Origin of the sequence: Pigmentiphaga sp. CHJ604, assembly GCF_036972535.1 — a bacterium.
Taxonomy (GTDB): domain Bacteria; phylum Pseudomonadota; class Gammaproteobacteria; order Burkholderiales; family Burkholderiaceae_B; genus Pigmentiphaga; species Pigmentiphaga daeguensis.
The window spans coordinates 1433134-1449530 of sequence record NZ_CP136998.1 but is presented as its reverse complement, the minus strand read 5'-3'; the positions used below and the strand labels follow the sequence as shown (position 1 = coordinate 1449530).

Annotated in this window: 16 protein-coding genes; 7 read left to right on the top strand and 9 right to left on the bottom strand. The window is 67.2% G+C overall.

All coding sequences use genetic code 11. The features are described 5' to 3' along the window. Nucleotides 1-58: 58 nt before the first annotated feature. A complete protein-coding gene (locus R4823_RS06970) occupies nt 59-961 on the bottom strand; it encodes a LysR family transcriptional regulator (RefSeq protein WP_087839970.1) in 903 nt (300 codons plus the stop codon). Nucleotides 962-1087: 126 nt separating this feature from the next. On the opposite strand from R4823_RS06970, the gene R4823_RS06965 reads away from it, so the two are divergent. From R4823_RS06965 to R4823_RS06950, 4 genes are all read left to right on the top strand, one after another. Further along, a complete protein-coding gene (locus tag R4823_RS06965; protein ID WP_338618076.1) occupies nt 1088-2347 on the top strand; it encodes a flavin-dependent oxidoreductase in 1260 nt (419 codons plus the stop codon). A gap of 226 nt (nt 2348-2573) precedes the next feature. Next, complete coding sequence (locus R4823_RS06960) at nt 2574-3092, top strand: VOC family protein (protein ID WP_087839972.1); 519 nt, start codon at nt 2574-2576, stop codon at nt 3090-3092. Nucleotides 3093-3127: 35 nt separating this feature from the next. Continuing rightward, nucleotides 3128-4339 carry an alpha/beta hydrolase gene (locus R4823_RS06955; protein WP_132979206.1) on the top strand — a complete coding sequence of 404 codons (1212 nt, stop codon included), beginning with the start codon at nt 3128-3130 and terminating at the stop codon, nt 4337-4339. Nucleotides 4340-4371: 32 nt separating this feature from the next. Next, nucleotides 4372-5190 carry an IclR family transcriptional regulator gene (locus tag R4823_RS06950; RefSeq protein WP_338618073.1) on the top strand — a complete coding sequence of 273 codons (819 nt, stop codon included), beginning with the start codon at nt 4372-4374 and terminating at the stop codon, nt 5188-5190. Here R4823_RS06950 and R4823_RS06945 read toward each other — a convergent pair. The 5 genes from R4823_RS06945 to R4823_RS06925 form a co-directional block, all read right to left on the bottom strand. Beyond that, the gene (locus tag R4823_RS06945) at nt 5183-6889 is read right to left on the bottom strand and encodes a TRAP transporter large permease subunit (protein ID WP_087840001.1); all 1707 of its coding nucleotides are present in this window, start codon (nt 6887-6889) and stop codon (nt 5183-5185) included. The genes R4823_RS06950 and R4823_RS06945 overlap by 8 nt on opposite strands. Nucleotides 6890-6891: 2 nt before the next feature. Further along, complete coding sequence (locus tag R4823_RS06940; RefSeq protein ID WP_087839975.1) at nt 6892-7515, bottom strand: TRAP transporter small permease subunit; 624 nt, start codon at nt 7513-7515, stop codon at nt 6892-6894. Between the two features lie 109 nt (nt 7516-7624). After that, entirely contained in the window at nt 7625-8713 is a 1089-nt protein-coding gene (locus R4823_RS06935) for a TRAP transporter substrate-binding protein (RefSeq protein ID WP_087839976.1), read from the bottom strand. Nucleotides 8714-8902: 189 nt separating this feature from the next. Next, a complete protein-coding gene (locus R4823_RS06930; RefSeq protein ID WP_132979205.1) occupies nt 8903-9877 on the bottom strand; it encodes a tripartite tricarboxylate transporter substrate binding protein in 975 nt (324 codons plus the stop codon). A gap of 85 nt (nt 9878-9962) precedes the next feature. Then, on the bottom strand, nt 9963-10877 hold the full coding sequence (locus R4823_RS06925) for a ferritin-like domain-containing protein (RefSeq protein WP_087839978.1): 915 nt from the start codon (nt 10875-10877) through the stop codon (nt 9963-9965). Between the two features lie 174 nt (nt 10878-11051). Here R4823_RS06925 and R4823_RS06920 point away from each other — a divergent pair, with 174 nt between their 5' ends. Genes R4823_RS06920 through R4823_RS06910 form a run of 3 tightly spaced genes read left to right on the top strand, consistent with a single transcriptional unit; the run spans nt 11052 to nt 13116 of the window. Further along, nucleotides 11052-11432 (top strand): RidA family protein, encoded by a 381-nt coding sequence (locus tag R4823_RS06920; RefSeq protein WP_087839979.1) that lies wholly within the window; start codon nt 11052-11054, stop codon nt 11430-11432. A gap of 35 nt (nt 11433-11467) precedes the next feature. Continuing rightward, complete coding sequence (locus R4823_RS06915; protein WP_132979204.1) at nt 11468-12175, top strand: TetR/AcrR family transcriptional regulator; 708 nt, start codon at nt 11468-11470, stop codon at nt 12173-12175. Next, the gene (locus R4823_RS06910) at nt 12172-13116 is read left to right on the top strand and encodes an alpha/beta hydrolase (protein WP_338618068.1); all 945 of its coding nucleotides are present in this window, start codon (nt 12172-12174) and stop codon (nt 13114-13116) included. Before R4823_RS06915 ends, R4823_RS06910 begins: the two co-directional genes overlap by 4 nt. On the opposite strand, the gene R4823_RS06905 is transcribed toward R4823_RS06910, so the two are convergent. From R4823_RS06905 to R4823_RS06895, 3 genes are read right to left on the bottom strand one after another with little or no spacing between them, the layout of a single operon-like run. Then, a complete protein-coding gene (locus R4823_RS06905; RefSeq protein ID WP_087839982.1) occupies nt 12999-14411 on the bottom strand; it encodes an MATE family efflux transporter in 1413 nt (470 codons plus the stop codon). The two genes, R4823_RS06910 and R4823_RS06905, sit on opposite strands and share 118 nt — an antisense overlap. Before the next feature lie 13 nt (nt 14412-14424). Further along, on the bottom strand, nt 14425-15723 hold the full coding sequence (locus R4823_RS06900; RefSeq protein ID WP_087839983.1) for an MFS transporter: 1299 nt from the start codon (nt 15721-15723) through the stop codon (nt 14425-14427). Between the two features lie 12 nt (nt 15724-15735). After that, complete coding sequence (locus R4823_RS06895; RefSeq protein ID WP_338618064.1) at nt 15736-16341, bottom strand: TetR family transcriptional regulator; 606 nt, start codon at nt 16339-16341, stop codon at nt 15736-15738. Nucleotides 16342-16397: the final 56 nt, after the last annotated feature.

The following is a 16397-nucleotide window of genomic DNA, read 5'->3' as shown; positions in this document are numbered from 1 at the left end:
CCGGAGCGGCGCGCGAACCACGCGGATTATCGCATCCGGCCGGACCGCGGGGCGCCTGCTAGGACCCGACGGCTGGCAGGGCCTGCATCAGGGTCGCGCGGAAGTCATCCAGGACGGGCGGCCCCTTGAAACCGCGCCGCGTCACCTGATAGAGGTCCAGGCTGACCGCCGGCTTGACCAGCAGATCGGTGGCCACCCGGTGGCGGTGGCAGGCGACCAGCGCGAACGTGGGGATGACCGCCGTGCCCAGCCCGGCTTCGACCATGGAGATCAGGGTCTCGAAGAAGTTGAAGCTGGCGCGGTCCTCGTTGCCGCGGCCGATCTTCTCCAGGTGCGGCTCGATCAGCCGCTGGATGGGATTCGCGGGCGGCAGGCCGAGCAACGGCACCTCGCGCAGGCTGGTCCAGGCCGCCGTGCCCACCGGCCGGCCCGGTACCCCGTCCGTCGGTGCGACGCGCATCAGCCGGAATTTGCCCACCGGCGCGCGGTCCAGCCCCGCCAGCGGCTTGAAGAAGAACCCCAGTCCGATATCGGCCTCGCCCGCCGCCACCAGCGCCTCGACCTGCTGCAGCTCGGTATCGGCCAGCCGCAGTTCCACGTGGGGGTGGGATTGCTTGAACAGCTGGAACACCCGGGGCAGGATGTTGGACGAGATCAGCGGCGTGGCCGCGATGCGCAGCGTCTGCCTTGCGCGCCGGCCGGCCACGCCCAGCTTGGACACCACCTCCTCCAGGTCCCCCACCACCCGCTGCGCCACGGGCAGCAGGTCGCGGCCGGCCTCGGTCAGCACCACCATCCGGGTCGTGCGGTCGAACAGCCGGCAATCGAGCTGCTTTTCCATCTCGCGGATCATGATGCTGAGCCCGGCCTGCGTCATATGGGCCTTCTCGGCGGCGCGGGTGAAATTGCCGATCCGCGCGACGTGCAGGAACACCTGCAACTGGCGCAATGAGAGATTCATAAAACTCTAATATGTATTCATATCATATCTAAACTTCAAAAATAATACGTTCTGGCGCCTAATACCAGCACCAGCGGATCCCTGGCCAGGGATCCGCAAGAGAAAGTTCATCACGAGGGTACGAACATGAGCAGCGAAGAGGACGTGGTCATCATCGGCGCCGGGATAGGCGGGCTGACGCTGGCCCTGAGTCTCCACCAGGCCGGCATCGCCTGCCGCATCTACGAGGCCGTGCCCGAACTGCGGCCGCTGGGCGTGGGCATCAACGTCCTGCCCCACGCGGCGCGCGAGCTGGCCGAGCTGGGCCTGCTGCCCGAACTGGACAAGGTGGGCGTGCGTACGCGCGAGTCCATCTTCTTCAACGAACACGGGCAATTCGTGTTCCGCGAAGCCGCGGGCCTGGCCGCCGGCTTCGACTGGCCGCAATACTCCATCCACCGGGGCGACCTGCAGACCGTGCTGTTCGACGCCGTCAAGCAGCGCCTGGGCCCGGACGCCGTGGTCTGCGGACAGCGCTGCACCGGCGCCACGCAGGACGGGGAATCGATCACCGCGCACTTCGTCTCGCCCGACGGCGAACGCCTGCCCGACGTGCGCGCCCGCCTGCTGGTCGCCTGCGACGGCGTGCACTCGGCCCTGCGCAAGCAGCTCTATCCACAGGAAGGCGCACCCCGCTATTCGGGCGTCAACATGTGGCGCGGGACCGCGGTATGGAAACCGTTCCTGAGCGAGGCCAGCATGGTGCGCGCGGGCTGGCTGGACGTGGGCAAGATGGTGATCTACCCCATCCGCAACGACGTCGACGGCAAGGGCAGCCAATTGATCAACTGGGTGGCGGAAATCACCGATCCCAATCCGGCCATCCGCGACTGGAGCCGGCCGGGCAGGCTGGAAGACTTCCTGCCTGCCTTCGAGGACTGGCATTTCGATTGGCTGGACGTTCCCGCCCTGATCCGGTCCTCGGACTCGATCCTGGAATATCCCATGGTGGACCAGGATCCCCTGCCCACCTGGACCCAGGGCCGCCTGACGCTGCTCGGCGACGCCGCCCACCCCATGGTGCCGCGGGGGTCGAACGGCGCGGGCCAGGCCATCATCGACGCCCGCTACCTGGCGGGCCAGTTGAAGCGGCGAGGCCTGACCGAGGAAGCCCTGCAGGACTACGACAAGGTCCGGGTCGCGGCAACCACGCAGGTGGTGCTGACCAACCGCACGAATCCGCCCGACGCCATCCTGCGCGAGGTCTACGAGCGGACCGGCGGCAAGCGCTTCGAACAGCTCGAACCCATCGTCTCCCAGGCCGAGCTGCAGGGCATCTCCGACAACTACAAGAAAGTCGCCGGCTACAGCCCGGCCGCGCTGAAGGCCCGGCCCTCCTTCCTCTGACCCCGGCGCGGTCCGCGAAGGACCGCCCCGCCCTTTCCGAGCCGCCCTCTGGGGCGGCTTTTGTTTTTGCAAGTTCCGAAATTATTGAAAAATTTTATCGGAAAAAAACCGCCATATTTAAATTAAAAGTATCTGTTATTGATACTTTTTCAAAATTCGCCGACAATCTCTGCCACATCATCGACAGCCCCCACCGCCCCCGGCGCCGGGAGCAGAAGGAGACACCATGGCAACGCTCGTTCCCATACAAGGCCTGCACCACTACGCCTACCGGTGCCGCGACGCCGAGGAAACCCGCCACTTCTACGAGGACCTCCTGGGCCTGCCGCTCGCGCACGTGATCCGGGCCGACCACGTGCCCAGCACCGGCGAATACTGCCCCTACGTCCACATCTTCTTCGAGATGCGGGACGGCTCCTACATGGCCTTCTTCGACCTGGGCGACGGCCAGGCGGCCGAACCTTCCGCCAACACCCCCGACTGGGTCAACCACATCGCGCTGCAGGTCGAGTCCGAGGACGAACTCCGCGCGGCCCGCGCCCGCCTGGAAGCGGCCGGAGTCGAGGTCCTGGGCGTCACGGACCACGGCTTCGTCAGGTCCATCTACTTCTTCGACCCCAATGGCATCCGGCTCGAACTGACGACCCGCACCGCGCCCGCCGCCAAGCTCGACGAATTCAAGGCCTCGGCCCATGCCGAACTGGCGGACTGGGTCCGCACCCGGCCCTCGGCCGCCCATCGCTAACCGCCCGCCCCGCAACCCACAAGGAAATCCGCGTCATGTCCACGCCGTCCAAGCACACTTTCGACCGCATCCCCGTCATCCTGCAATTCCGCGAGCCGGTCGAAATGGTGGAAACCTACGGCTTCAACGGCAGCCAGGGCTATACCGTGCTCGAAGGCCAGCGGCTGGTGCCCCGCAACGTCCAGTCCAAGGTCGTGTTCCTCTTCATGCATCCGGCCTCGACGCTGCAGCTCCTGCCCATGCCCGTGGCGCTGGCCGAATCCGGCATGCACGTGCTGTGCGCCGGCAGCCGATACGCCAAGAACGATTCGGCCCTGATCATGGAAAAAGTGGCGGCCGACCTGGGCGCCTATATGCGCTACGCACGCGAAGACCTGGGCTACGAGAAAGTGGTGCTGGTCGGCTGGTCCGGCGGCGGCGCGCTGTCGCTGTTCTACGAGGCCCAGGCCGAGGCGCCCTCGATCACCCACACGCCGGCGGGCGACCCCTATGACCTGACGCAGGCCGGCCTGACGCCGGCGGACGGGATCATCTTCATCGCCGCCCACCTGAGCCGGCCGGAAACCCTGACCGAATGGCTGGACCCTTCGGTGCGCAACGAACTGGACCCCGAGGACCGGGACCTGGAATTCGACATCTACGCCCCCGACTGCCCCAACCGCCCCCCCTTCTCGCAGGACTTCGTGGCGCGCTTCCGGGCGGCGCAGCTGGCGCGCAATCGCCGCATCAGCGCCTGGGTGCTCGATACGCTGGACCGGCTCAAGCGCTCGTCCTCGGGCGAACGGGAACGCGGCTTCGTGGTCCATCGCACCATGTGCGACGTGCGCTGGCTCGATCCCGCGGTGGACCCGAACGGGCGCAAGCCGAACTGGTGCTATCTGGGCGACCCGCGCGTGGTCAACTCCGGCCCCGCCGGCCTGGCCCGGTTCAGCACGCTGCGCAGCTGGCTGTCGCAATGGTCCTACGACCACTCCAACATCAAGGGTCCGGTGAACGCCGCGCGGATACGCCGGGTTCCCGTCTTGCAGATCGAGAACGAAGCGGACGACGCCGTGCCCGCCACCCACAATCCCCTGATCCATGCGGCGCTCGGCACCCCGGACAAGGAATTCGTGCAGATCAAGGGCGCGACCCACTACTACCTGGGGCAGCCCCGGGAACTCGCGCAGTGCATGGAGACCATCATCGACTGGACCCGCCGCAAGATCGCGGCCGACTTCGAGGCTCCGGCCGCCGCGCAGCGCTGACCGGGCAAGCCGGTCCGGGATTGATTACCATCATGCCTGCGAACGCGCCGGCCGGCCTGGCCGGCGCGCCGAATACCGAGGTGCATCGATCCCCCATGTCCCAGTTCGCCAAAGTCCTCCAGGTCCTGGACCTTTTTTCCGAAGCCAGGACCACGCTGGCGGCAGAGGAAATCGCCGAGCTGCTCGAAGTCTCCCGGCCCACCGCCTTCCGCTACGTCAAGCAGTTGTGCGAGACCGGCCTGCTGGCGAAGATCGCGGGGCGATACGCGCTGGGCGCGAAGATCATCGAACTCGACTACCGCATCCGGCGGACCGAGCCCATCATGCTGGCCAGCCGCGCCAGCATGCGCGAGCTGGCCCAGCGCACGGCCACGACGGTCGTGCTGTGCAACATATACGGCGACGAGATCGTGCACAGCCACCACGAGCGCGTGGGCGAACTCGCGCCCATGAGCCTGGACCGCGGCCACCTGATGCCCCTGTTCAAGGGCGCCGCCCCGGCGGTCATCCTCGCCAACCTGCCGGCCGCGCGCCTGAAGCGGCTGTACGAACGGCACAAGGCCGACCCCGACGTGCTTGCCATCGCCGGCGACTGGCCATCCTTCGCCCGGCACTACAAGCGCATCCGCAAGGATGGGCACTACATTTCGCGCGAGGAGATCGACCCGGGCGTCATCGGCATCGCGGCGCCCATCTTCAACGACGGGCGCCACGTCGTCGGGGCCACCACCCTGGTCTACGAGAAAAAGCGCGAAAAACTGGTGAACGAGGAAGGCTATGCCGAGCTGGTGCGGCATTGCGCGGCGGCGGTGACCCGGGAGATCGCCGCCGCCGCGCCGCAGGCTACTTGAAGTCGGCGTTCGGGTCCCTGCCCTCCTGGCCCGAACCGGGTGCGGGCTCTTCCCCGTAGGCGCCCCCGCCGCCATAGCTCTCGCCGTACGAGCTGTCCACCTCGATCTTGACGCTGCCCGGGTCCACCGCGGCCTGGTCGCCCTTGTAGTGCATCACCAGTCCCGGCATCAGCATCACGACGGCCACCATCAGCAACTGGATCACGATGAACGGAATCGAGCCCCAGTAGATCTGGCCGGTGGTGACCTTGGCGATGCGCTTGCCCGTGACCTTGTCCAGGTAGTCTTCCTTGGGCGCCACCGAACGCAGGTAGAACAGCGCGAAACCGAAGGGCGGATGCATGAACGACGTCTGCATGTTGACCGCCAGCAGCACGCCGAACCAGATCAGGTCTATGCCCATTTTCTCGGCCACCGGCCCCAGCAGCGGCACGATGATGAAGGCCAGCTCGAAGAAGTCCAGGAAGAAGGCCAGCACGAAGGTCAGGATGCTGACGACGATCAGGAAGCCCCATTGGCCGCCGGGCACCGAGGTCAGCAGGTGTTCGACCCACAAGTCGCCGCTGACGGCCCGGAAGGTCAGGCCGAACACGGTGGAACCGATCAGGATGAACACCACGAAGCATGACAGCTTGGTCGTGGTGTCCATGGCCTGCTTGAGCAGGTTCAGCGACAGGCGCTTGCGCATGAGCGCCATCGCGATCGCCCCCACCGCGCCCATCGCGCCGCCCTCGGTCGGAGTGGCCACGCCGATGAAGATGGTCCCCAGCACCAGGAAGATCAGGAACAGCGGCGGGATCATCACGAAGGTGACCCGCTCGGCCAGCGCGGACAGCCACCCCAGGCGCAGCCATTTGTTGGCCAGCGCGATGATGAAGGCCGACACGCCCCAGATCAGCATGGTCAGCACGATGCGCTCGTCCACCGGCGCGGTGTCGTGTTCGAGATAGTCCCCGACCAGCGCCGCGATGCTCGCCGAGACCAGCATCAGCACCAGCAGCGACCGGCCGCCGCGCGTCCCATTGGGCTCCTGGAAGCGCCGGGCTTCCTCGGGCAGCGCGGGCGCGCTGTCCGGCTTGATCAGCGAGGCCAGCACCACGTACACGACGTAGGCGCCGGCCAGCAGGAAACCGGGCAGCATCGCGCCCCGGTACATGTCGCCGATCGACCGGCCCAGCTGGTCGGCCAGGATGATCAGCACCAGCGAGGGCGGAATGATCTGCGACAGCGTGCCCGAGGCCGCGATCACGCCCGAGGCCAGTCTGCGGTCGTAGCCGTAGCGCAGCATGATGGGCAGCGATATCAGCCCCATGGAGATGACCGAGGCCGACACCACGCCCGTGGTGGCCGCCAGCATCGCGCCGACGAACACCACGGCGATGGCCAGCCCGCCCCGCAGGGACCCGAACAACTGCCCGATGGTCTCGAGCAGGTCCTCGGCCATGCCGGAGCGCTCCAGCACCAGCCCCATCAGGGTGAAGAAAGGCACCGCCAGCAGCGAGTCGTTGGTAATGATGCCGAACACCCGCTGCGGCAGCGCCTGGAACAGCACCGGCGTCAGCAGGCCCAGCTCGATGCCGATCAGCGCATACAGCATGCCGTTGGCGGCCAGCGCGAACGCAACCGGGAATCCCAGCAGCAGGAAAACCACCAGGTTGGCGAACATGATCGGCGCCAGGTTCGCTATCAGGAAGTCGATCATCATCGGCCTCCCTGCGTGCTGCCGTGGGCGGCGGCCTCGCGGGCCTGCGCCTCGCGGGCGATTTCCTCGGCCAGCTCCTCCTCGGCGCTCTTGCCCCGGTCCCGCTCCCGCGGATCGGGCCCCTTGCCCATCAGGAAGGCCACGCACTTGATCAGGTGCGAGAGGCCGGCCAGCACCAGCAGGCAGAAGCCGACGGGGATCAGGAGCTTGACGGGCCAGCGCACCAGCCCGCCGGGGTTGGAAGACTGCTCGTCGGTCACGAAGGAATCGACGAACACGGGCCAGGACAGCCACATGATCAGCACGCAGGCCGGCAGGAGGAAGAACACGACGCCCAGGACCTCTATCCAGATCTGCGTACGCTGCGACAGCTTCTGCGCGACGATGTCCACGCGCACGTGTTCGTTCTTCAACAGGGTATAGCCCGCGGCCAGCAGGAAGATGGCGCCGAACAGGTACCACTGCAGTTCGAGCCAGGCGTTGGAGCTGGTGTGGAAGACTTTGCGCACGACGGCGTTGCCCGCGCTGACGACCACCACCACCAGGGTCAGCCAGGTGACGGCCTTGCCGACCAGCAGGTTCAGCCTGTCGACCAGGCGGGAGAAAGCAAGGAGAGCATTCATGGTTGTAGACCGATGCTGAACGAAAAACGCCTGGCGCGTGGCCAGGCGAGCGATTCATGCTTCCTGTGCGTGGCGGGGAACCGGGTAGGTAGCGCCACGCTGGGGCCTGTCACTTGCGAATGGTGGACATGTAGCCGTCGAAGTTGCCTTCGGCCACCCGGAACCATGGCAGCACGTTGCCGCGGAAGGCGACCATGCTGTCATAGACCTTCTTGAACTCGGGGCTCTTGGCGCTCATCTCGGCGTATACCTTGTTGGCCTCGGCATAGCAGGCGTCCATGACCGACTTCGGAAAGGCCCGCAACTGCGCCCCCTGCGAGATCAGCCGGCGCAGCGCCGCGGGATTCTCGGCGTCGTACTTGGCGATCATGTCGTTGGTGGCGGCCGCGCACGCCTGTTCCAGCACGGCCTGGTACTGCTTGGGCAGCTTGTTGTAGGCGTCCTGGTTCACGTACAGCGACACCTGCAGCGTGCCTTCCCACCAGCCCGGGTAGTAGTAGTTCTTGGCGACCTTGTGGAAGCCCAGCTTTTCGTCGTCGTACGGACCGATCCACTCGGCCGCGTCGATGGTGCCCTTCTCCAGCGCCGGGTAGATGTCACCGCCGGCGATCTGCTGCGGCACCACTCCCAGGCGGGACAACACCGCGCCGGCGAACGCGCTGACGCGGAACTTCAGGCCCTTCAGGTCCTCGACCGACTTGATCTCCTTGCGGAACCAGCCGCCCATCTGGGTGCCGGTATAGCCGCAGGGGAAATTGACGACGTTGTACTTCTTGAACACCTCGCGCAACAGCTTGAGGCCGTCGCCGTGGCGCATCCAGGCGTTCATCTGGCGCGTGTTGAGCCCGAAGGGCACCGCCGCGTCGAAGCTGAGCGTGGGGTCCTTGCCGTAGTAGTAATAGGAGGCGCTGTGCCCGCATTCGATGGTGCCGTTCTGCACGCTGTCGAGCACTTGCAGCGCGGGCACGATCTCCCCGGCGGGAAAGGCGCGGATCGTGAACTTCCCGCCGGTGGCCTCGGATACATACTTGGCCACGGCCTCGCCACCGCTGTAGATGGCATCGGCGCTGCGGGGAAAGCTGGAGGCGAGGCGCCAGGTGACGGTAGGCGCGTCCTGGGCGAATACGGGTGCTGCCAACGTCACGCCGCCGGCGGCGGCGCCCACGGTTGCCTTGGTCAGAAAGGAACGGCGGTGCATGTGCGGGTCTCCCGGGTGGTTGTAACCGACGGGCGGCACCGGTCCTGTCAAAGGGCGTCACGAGACTGCAACCGGTGCAAAACAAGTGCCACCCATAGGTAGGGCAAATACATGATAACGGGACGCTCGAGCACTGCGTTCCTAAGGGAAACCCTGATCCCCAAAACGGGAATTGACATGAAACCACCATCAGTCCGTGCCTATCCTGGCTTCCCGGACAACCCGCTTCCACTTGGCCAGCTCGGATCGCAGCAGCTCTCCCAGCTGCTCCGGCGTGCTGGGTTCGGCCAGGGCCCCCAGCGAGGCGAACTGCTGCTGGACCTCGGGCAACCGAAGGATGGCGGCGATCTCGTCGTGCAGGCGCGCGACGATCGCGGGCGGCATGCCCGCCGGGCCGAACACCCCGGTCCAGACATCGACCTCTCCCTCGGGCAGCCCCAGCTCGCGCAAGGTGGGAACGTCCGGCAGCAGCGGGCTGCGCCGGGCACTGGTGATGGCAAGCGGACGCACCTTGCCCAGCCTGGCCTGGGGCGCCGAGGTCAACACCAGGTCGAACATGGCGTCGACGTGCCCCCCAAGCAGGTCGTTCAAGGCCGGAGCGCTGCTCTTGTAAGGGACGTGCAGCAGCGGAATGCGCGCGGCGCTCTTGAGCAGTTCCCCCGCCAGGTGGTTGGACGTTCCCGCGCCGGCCGACGCATAGGTGATGGGCTGGGCGCGCGTCTTCGCCAGCGCCAGGAACTGCGAAAAGTCGGCCGCCGGCAGCGACGGATGGACCACCAGCACCAGGGGCAGCGAATTCACCAGGGAAATGGGCGTGAAGTCCTTGACCGGATCGAAGTCGACCCGGTTGATGAGCGGGTTCATGACCTGGGAACTGACGCCGCCGTACAGGATGGTATAGCCATCCGGCGCCGCCATCGCGGCATGCTTGACGCCGATCGCCGTGCTGGCTCCCGGCCGGTTCTCCACGATCACGGGTTGGCCCAGCCGCTGTCCGAGCTTCTGGGCCAGCGCCCGCGTGAGCACGTCTGCGGTGCCGCCCGGCGCAAACGGCACGATGAAGCGGATCGGCCTGTCGGGATAGGATTGCGCCCGTGCGCCGGGCAAGGCCATGCAGGTGAGCGAAATCCCGATTGCCGCTTGCATGCATAGAGTGCGAATCATGGTCGTATCCTCGGCTGCCGTTGGACGGCGCGCAAGACGTCGGCATCGCCGGCCGGTCGCCCCTTGCGAAGCCGGCCGGCACGGTTCACAGCGTGTATTCGGGCAGGTCTATGCCCAGTTGAGCCGCCTTGCTCCTGATCTCGGCCAACGTGGACACGAAGGCCTCGTGCTCGATTTCCGGGGGCGCCGCTCCCAGGCCGGCCTTGGCCACGACAAGGTCGAGCCGGGCGAACAGATCCTGCTCTTCGTTGACGTTGGACGACGAGTGGAACCCGCCCAGTTCGATGTTCTCGATGACGTCGATCATGGCCGTCCTCACATTCTCGCGGACTTCGTCCGAGACCTGCGGCAGGCGATACGCCAGGTATTCCCAACCCATGCCGATGTGACGGACCTCGTCGGCCAGGATCCGGCCCAGGACGGCCCGCGCGACGGGATCGGTGGTGTGGTGATAGCGGACGCGGAATATCTCGACCGCGAAGTACTCGCTGACGCAATGCCAGCAGGCCAGCACGGCCTCGGGGGTGTAGTCCGGGTTCATGCCGCGCTCGCGCAGGCCCGCCACCAGACGCTTGCGCGGCGCGCCTTCCGGCGGTTCGGGCAGGTAGCCGCCCAGTTTCTCCGCCATCAGGTACGAGGCCTCGATGTGCTTGGCCTCGTCCATGAACTTGGTCGCCAGGGCCAGCTTGATCATGCCCGGCCGGCCGCCCTCGAAGGCGAACCGCAGCAGCACGGTGGGCGATTCAGCCAGGCCGGTGTATTCGCTCCAGGCGCGCCGGCTCCAGAACACCCGGGCGGCATACAGCTCCTCCGGGGTGTACTTGCCCAGGTCCAGCTGGCTCCAGGGGATGTCCGTGACCGGATCCCAGTTCGATCCCTTGGCGACGGTCCAGATACGTTCGACGCGGGGCAATGCCTCCCCCAGGTTCAGCGGAAACCGCTGCTCGCGTATTCCGGGAAAGCCGGTGACGGGAATGAAAGACGACGGCTGTGCGGACATCTCGGCTCCTTGTGATTCCGTTTTCCTTAACTAACCAACTGATTAGTTAATAGTCTAGAAATCCCGGGCAAGGCATGTCAAGAAGATTCTTTCCGCAATGATCTTTGACATGATCGATAGCCGATGCTTAGAATTAACCAACCAGATAGTTACTTATAGAACAGGGAGACCGGCATGATCACCAAGACACCCCTGGGGCCCTCGGGCCGCCCCTACTCCCAGGCGCTGGAGGTGGCCGGCGGCAAACGCATGGTCTTCGTATCGGGCCAACTGGCGCGAACCGACCCGGAACATGCCCGCCATGCGGGCGACCTTGGCCGGCAGGCGCGGGAAATCTTCGCCAACATGGATGCGCTGCTGCGCGAGGCGGGCGGGTCGCTGGCCGATGTGGTCAAGATCACGGCCTTCCTCACGACGCTGGACGGCTACGCGGACTATTCCGCGATACGCCGCGAAGTCTTCACGGACCCGCTGCCCGCCAGTTCCACGGTGCAGGTCTCGTCCCTGGTTACGCCGGGATGCCTGATCGAGATCGAAGCCATCGCGATACTATGAACGGCATTGGCCGCCCCCTTCGTAAAGAATCCTCCATGGCATCACGCACTTCGTCACTCCGCCCGAGGGCTACCCCCACCCCGCGCAAGGCCGTGCGCGACAGCGTCGCCACCCGCAGCGCGATACTCGACTCGGCCGAGAAGATCTTCGCCCGCGACGGGCTGCGCAGCACCCGCACCGAGGAAATCGCCGCGGGCAGCGGCGTCACCAAGGCGATGATCCACTATTACTTCGACACCAAGGAAGCCCTGTACCAGGCGGTGCTCGACCGCGTGTTCCAGGACCGCGAACAGGGTATGGACTTCAATTCCCTGCGCAAGCTTCCGCCGGTCGACGCGCTGCATGCCTTCGTCGAAAGGCTGCTGCAGCAGATGGTCGCCAAACCCCATCTCGGACCGTTGTTCGCGCTGGAGAACATCCAGAACGATGGCGCGTTCTACAACCGCAACGGCGGCAAGCTGTACCGGACGCTGGCCGACATCCTCGAGCGCGGCGTGGCGGACGGCTCGTTCCGGCAGCAGGACCCCGGCCATGCGGCCGTCAATATCATGGGCGCATGCGTACACTTCTTCAACGTGTCCTCGAACATCCGGACCCTGTGGCCCAAGGACAAGGCCGACTCCACCGCATCGATGATCAGCCACTGGCGGGCCGTGGTCGAGTTCGTCATGTGCGCGGTGCTGGCCCCGTCGTCGAGCCCGCGCGCCAGGACGCCCCGCCAGCCGCGGCTGGCCGCCCTATGAACGCGGCTCGAACGGTGGACGCGCTGCTGGCGCGCATCGGCCCGGCCTGGGGCGACGATATCCGGACGCACCGGGACCTGGTGCTGGATGCCTACACCTCCTTGCTGGACACGACGTCCGCCGCGGGCCCTGCCTGCACGCGCAACGTCGCCTACGGGTCCGACCCGCGCCACGTCCTGGATATCTATCGCGATCCCGCCCTAGCCGGCCCCCTGCCTGTCGTCGTGTTCATGCATGGCGGCGCCTACGTGCGGGGAGACAAGGACGTCACCTCGCGTGTCTACGCGAATGTACCCACCTGGTTCGCCCGGCAAGGCTACCTGGGCGTCAACCTGGAATACCGGCTCGCGCCCGGCGCGCCCTATCCCGGAGGGGCCGAAGACCTGGGACGCGCGCTGGCGTGGATGGAAGAGAACATCGGCTCCCACGGCGGCGATCCGGGCAGGATGGTCGCGATCGGACACAGCGCGGGCGGCACCCACGTCGCCCACCATGCCCTGGACCCGCAGTTGCCCTATCGGGGCAAGGGACTGCGGGCGGCGGCCATCCTGTCCGGCCGGCTGCGCGCCGATGCGCTGGCAGCCAACCCCAACGCCGCCGGGGTGCGAGCGTACTTCGGCAACGACGAGAGCCGGTACGAAGCGCTGTCGCCGGTCAGCATGGTGACGCCGGACGCCCTCCCGCTTTTCGTGGCGATCGCCGAGTACGAGAACCCGCTGCTGGACGTCTACGGCGCGGAATTCTTCCACCGCCTGCGAGCCCGCGGACACCGGGCGAACCAGTTCCTCATGCTGCCTCGCCACAACCACATGTCCATCATGGCTCACTTCGATACGGGCGAGGACTTCCTGGGGCGCCAGCTTTGCGATTTCTTCGAGCGATACGGCGCCCCGCCAAACCATGCGCCACGCGCGATGGCGCCCGCATTGATGGCGCCGTAGACCACCAGCGCCAGCGCCTGGGCCGCGAAAACTCCCGCCAGCCCCAGCCCCGCCGCGATCGCGGCCATCCCGCCGGTTGCGCTCAGGATCAGGCGCACGACGCTGCCGGTCACCGGCCACAGTAGCCGCCCCGCGCCCTGCGATGCGAAGTAGAGCGCCAGCCCCGCGCCGAAGAATCCGTAGGCGGGCCCCACGATGCGCAGATAGAGCGATCCGGTGGCCAGCATGTCGGGCTCGCTGCCGAACATCGACAGCCAGGCATGGGGGAAACAAGCGGCCGCCAGGCCTATGGCCTCCGCCACGACGAAGGCGCATCCCGCGCCGACCCAGGCGATGCGCAGCGCCCGGTCGTGCCGGCCCGCCCCCATCGCCGCGCCGACCATGGCGACCATGGGGCCGCCCAGGCCGAACACCAGGGGCACGAGCAGGTATTCCAGGCGCGAACCGGTGCCGTAGCCCGCGATGGCGGCCGGGCCGAAATGGCCGGTCAGCGCGGTGGCGATGCTGATGGCGATGTTGATCGCCACCGTGGAAACCGCGGCGACCAGTCCCACGCGAAGGATGTCGCGGAAAAGCGGCCAGCGCAGCGCCCAGCCCTTCCAGGTCAGGCGGACGATGCCGCGGCCCGAACAAAGAAAGGCCAGCAGCGCGGCGCTGCCCGCGGCATAGTAGACCAGCAGCGCGATGGCCCCGCCGGCCACGCCCAGGCCCGGCAGCGGTCCCCAGCCGAAGATGAGCAGGGGCGACAGCGGCACCAGCATGGCTGTCCCCGCGCAGGTGACCGCCGCGGGCAGGTTCATGTTGCCAGTGCCGCGCACGACCGACGCCAGCGAATTGAACAGCCACACCAGCGCCGACGCGCCGAAGATCCAGCGCGAATACTCCAGCGCCGCCTCGAGCGAACCGCCCGAGCCGCCCATGCGCCCGTACAGCCAACGGCCGCCCGCCAGCCCGGCCACCGTAAAGAACAGGCTGAACAGCAATCCCACCACGATCGCGTGGTGGACCAGCGAATCGGCGTCCTCGCGCCGGCCGCTTCCCAGCGCCCGGGCGATCGACGAGGAAATGCCGCCTCCCACCGCGCCGCCGGACAGCATCTGCATCAACATGACGGTCGGGAACACCAGGGCCACGCCGGCCAGCGCGTCGGTGCCGAGCCTGCCGACGAAATAGGTCTCGATGATGCCCGCGCTGGCCTGGGCGGCCAGCACCAGCGTGTTGGGCACCGCCAGCCGCAGCAGCGTGGGGACGATGGGAGCCTCGATGAGGCGGCGCGTGCGCGGATCGATGGACATGCGGCCGGCTCCGTCAGGCGGACCGCGCAGCGGCGGGCGCGGGCACGGGCGCCCGCCGGCGAATCAGGAAAACGACCAGCGCGGCCACCAGGCACGCCGCGCCCGCGGCATACAAGGCCGGCGTGTAGGTCAGCATCTGCGTGCGGACCAGCCCTGCGCCGTACGCGGCGATCGCGCCGCCGATCTGGTGGCCGGCGAACACCCAGCCGAACACCATGCCCGCCTTCTCCTTGCCGAATTCGGCCGCCGCCAGCTTGACCGTGGGCGGCACGGTGGCGATCCAGTCCAGGCCGTAGAACATCGCGAACAGCGACAGCCCATACAGCGTGAACTCCGAATGCGGCAGCCAGAACAGCGACAGGCCGCGCAGGCCGTAGTACCAGAACAGCAGCTTGCGATTGTCGTAGCGGTCGGACAGCCAGCCCGAGAGGATGGTGCCCACGAAGTCGAACGCCCCCATCATCGCCAGCACCGAGGCGGCCGGCAGCGCGGCCAGTCCGAAGTCGCCGCACAACGAGATGAAATGAGTCTGGATGAGGCCGTTGGTGCTCAGGCCGCAGACGAAGAAAGTGCCGAACAATACCCAGAACGTCCGGTTGCCGGAGACGGCGCGCAGCACCTGAAGAGGAGCCAGGAACGAGGGACGCGCCGTGGCGGGCGGCGCCGCCGCGGCGTGGGGATCGGCGCCATAGGGCGCGAGGCCGAGATCCTGCGGACGATCGCGCGCCAGCAGGAACGCCAGCAGCGCCACGGCCAGGCAGCACGCCACCACCGGCGCCACCGCCATGCGCCAGCCGACATGTTCGATCAGCCAGGCCGCGGCCGGCAGGAACACGAGCTGCCCCGTGGCCGCGCTGGCCGTCAGCATGCCCAGCACCAGTCCGCGACGCTGGTCGAACCAGCGCGTGGCGACCACCGCCCCCAGCACCACGGCCGTCAGGCCGGTGCCGAACCCCAGCAGCAACCCCCACAAGGCGACCAGGTGCCAGACCTCGGACATGCGCGTGGCCAGCAGCAGTCCGAAGGCCACCAGGACCATGGCCGTGCACATGATGCGGCGCAGCCCGTAACGTTCCATCAGGATGGCCGAGAACGGCCCCATCAGGCCGAACAGCGCGAACCGCACGGCCAGGGCCGACGAGATCTGGTCGACGTTCCAGCCGAACTCGCGGGACAGCGGTTGCAGGAAAGCGCCGGGCAGGCCCAGCGCGGCCGACGACGACAACATGGTCAGGAAGGCCAGCGCCACCATGACCCAGGAAAAATGGATGCCTCGCCGGGCCAGCCAGCGCGATACGGGATGGGCGAACACGATGCGGTCCTGTCAGGGCGTGGGAGAGGTATCGTCCGCGGGCAGCAGATGCCTGCGGGCCGCGTCCAGGATCTGGTCGGAAATGGGGTCGGACGCCGTGGCCCGCGCCATCAGCAGCGCGCCCACCATGAGAGACAGTTCGACCAGCGCGCGCTCGCGGTCGGCCGCGGCATCACCACTGCCGTACAGCGCGGCCAGCGAGGAAACCAGCCCCTGGATGCCGTCGACATAGCTCCGGCGCACCGGCTTGTCGGCGGATTCCCGGGCCACGTCCACCGCCAGCGAGGCCGCCGGGCAACTGCTGCCGGCGTTGTCGCGTGCCCGCGGCGACAGGTAGGCTTCGACGATGACGCGCAGCGCCGCGGATGCGTCGGCCATGCCCGCTGTCCGTTCCCGCCAGCGTTCCCGCGACGCGGCGAAGGCCTTGGCGCAAGCGGCTGCGGCCAGCGCGTCCTTGGATTCGAAGTGCCCGTAGAAGCCGCCGTGGGTCAGCCCGGCCGCCGCCATGAGGTCGGCCACGCTGACTCCCTTGATGCCTTGTTCCCGGATCAGCCGCGCCGAGGCTTCCTCGATGGCGGCGCGGTTCTTCTCGGCCTGCTGTCGCGATACGCGGGGCATGTCGCCCTCCTGTGCATGAAGGGCGAATAATAAATGATGACTATAATTTATTCAAT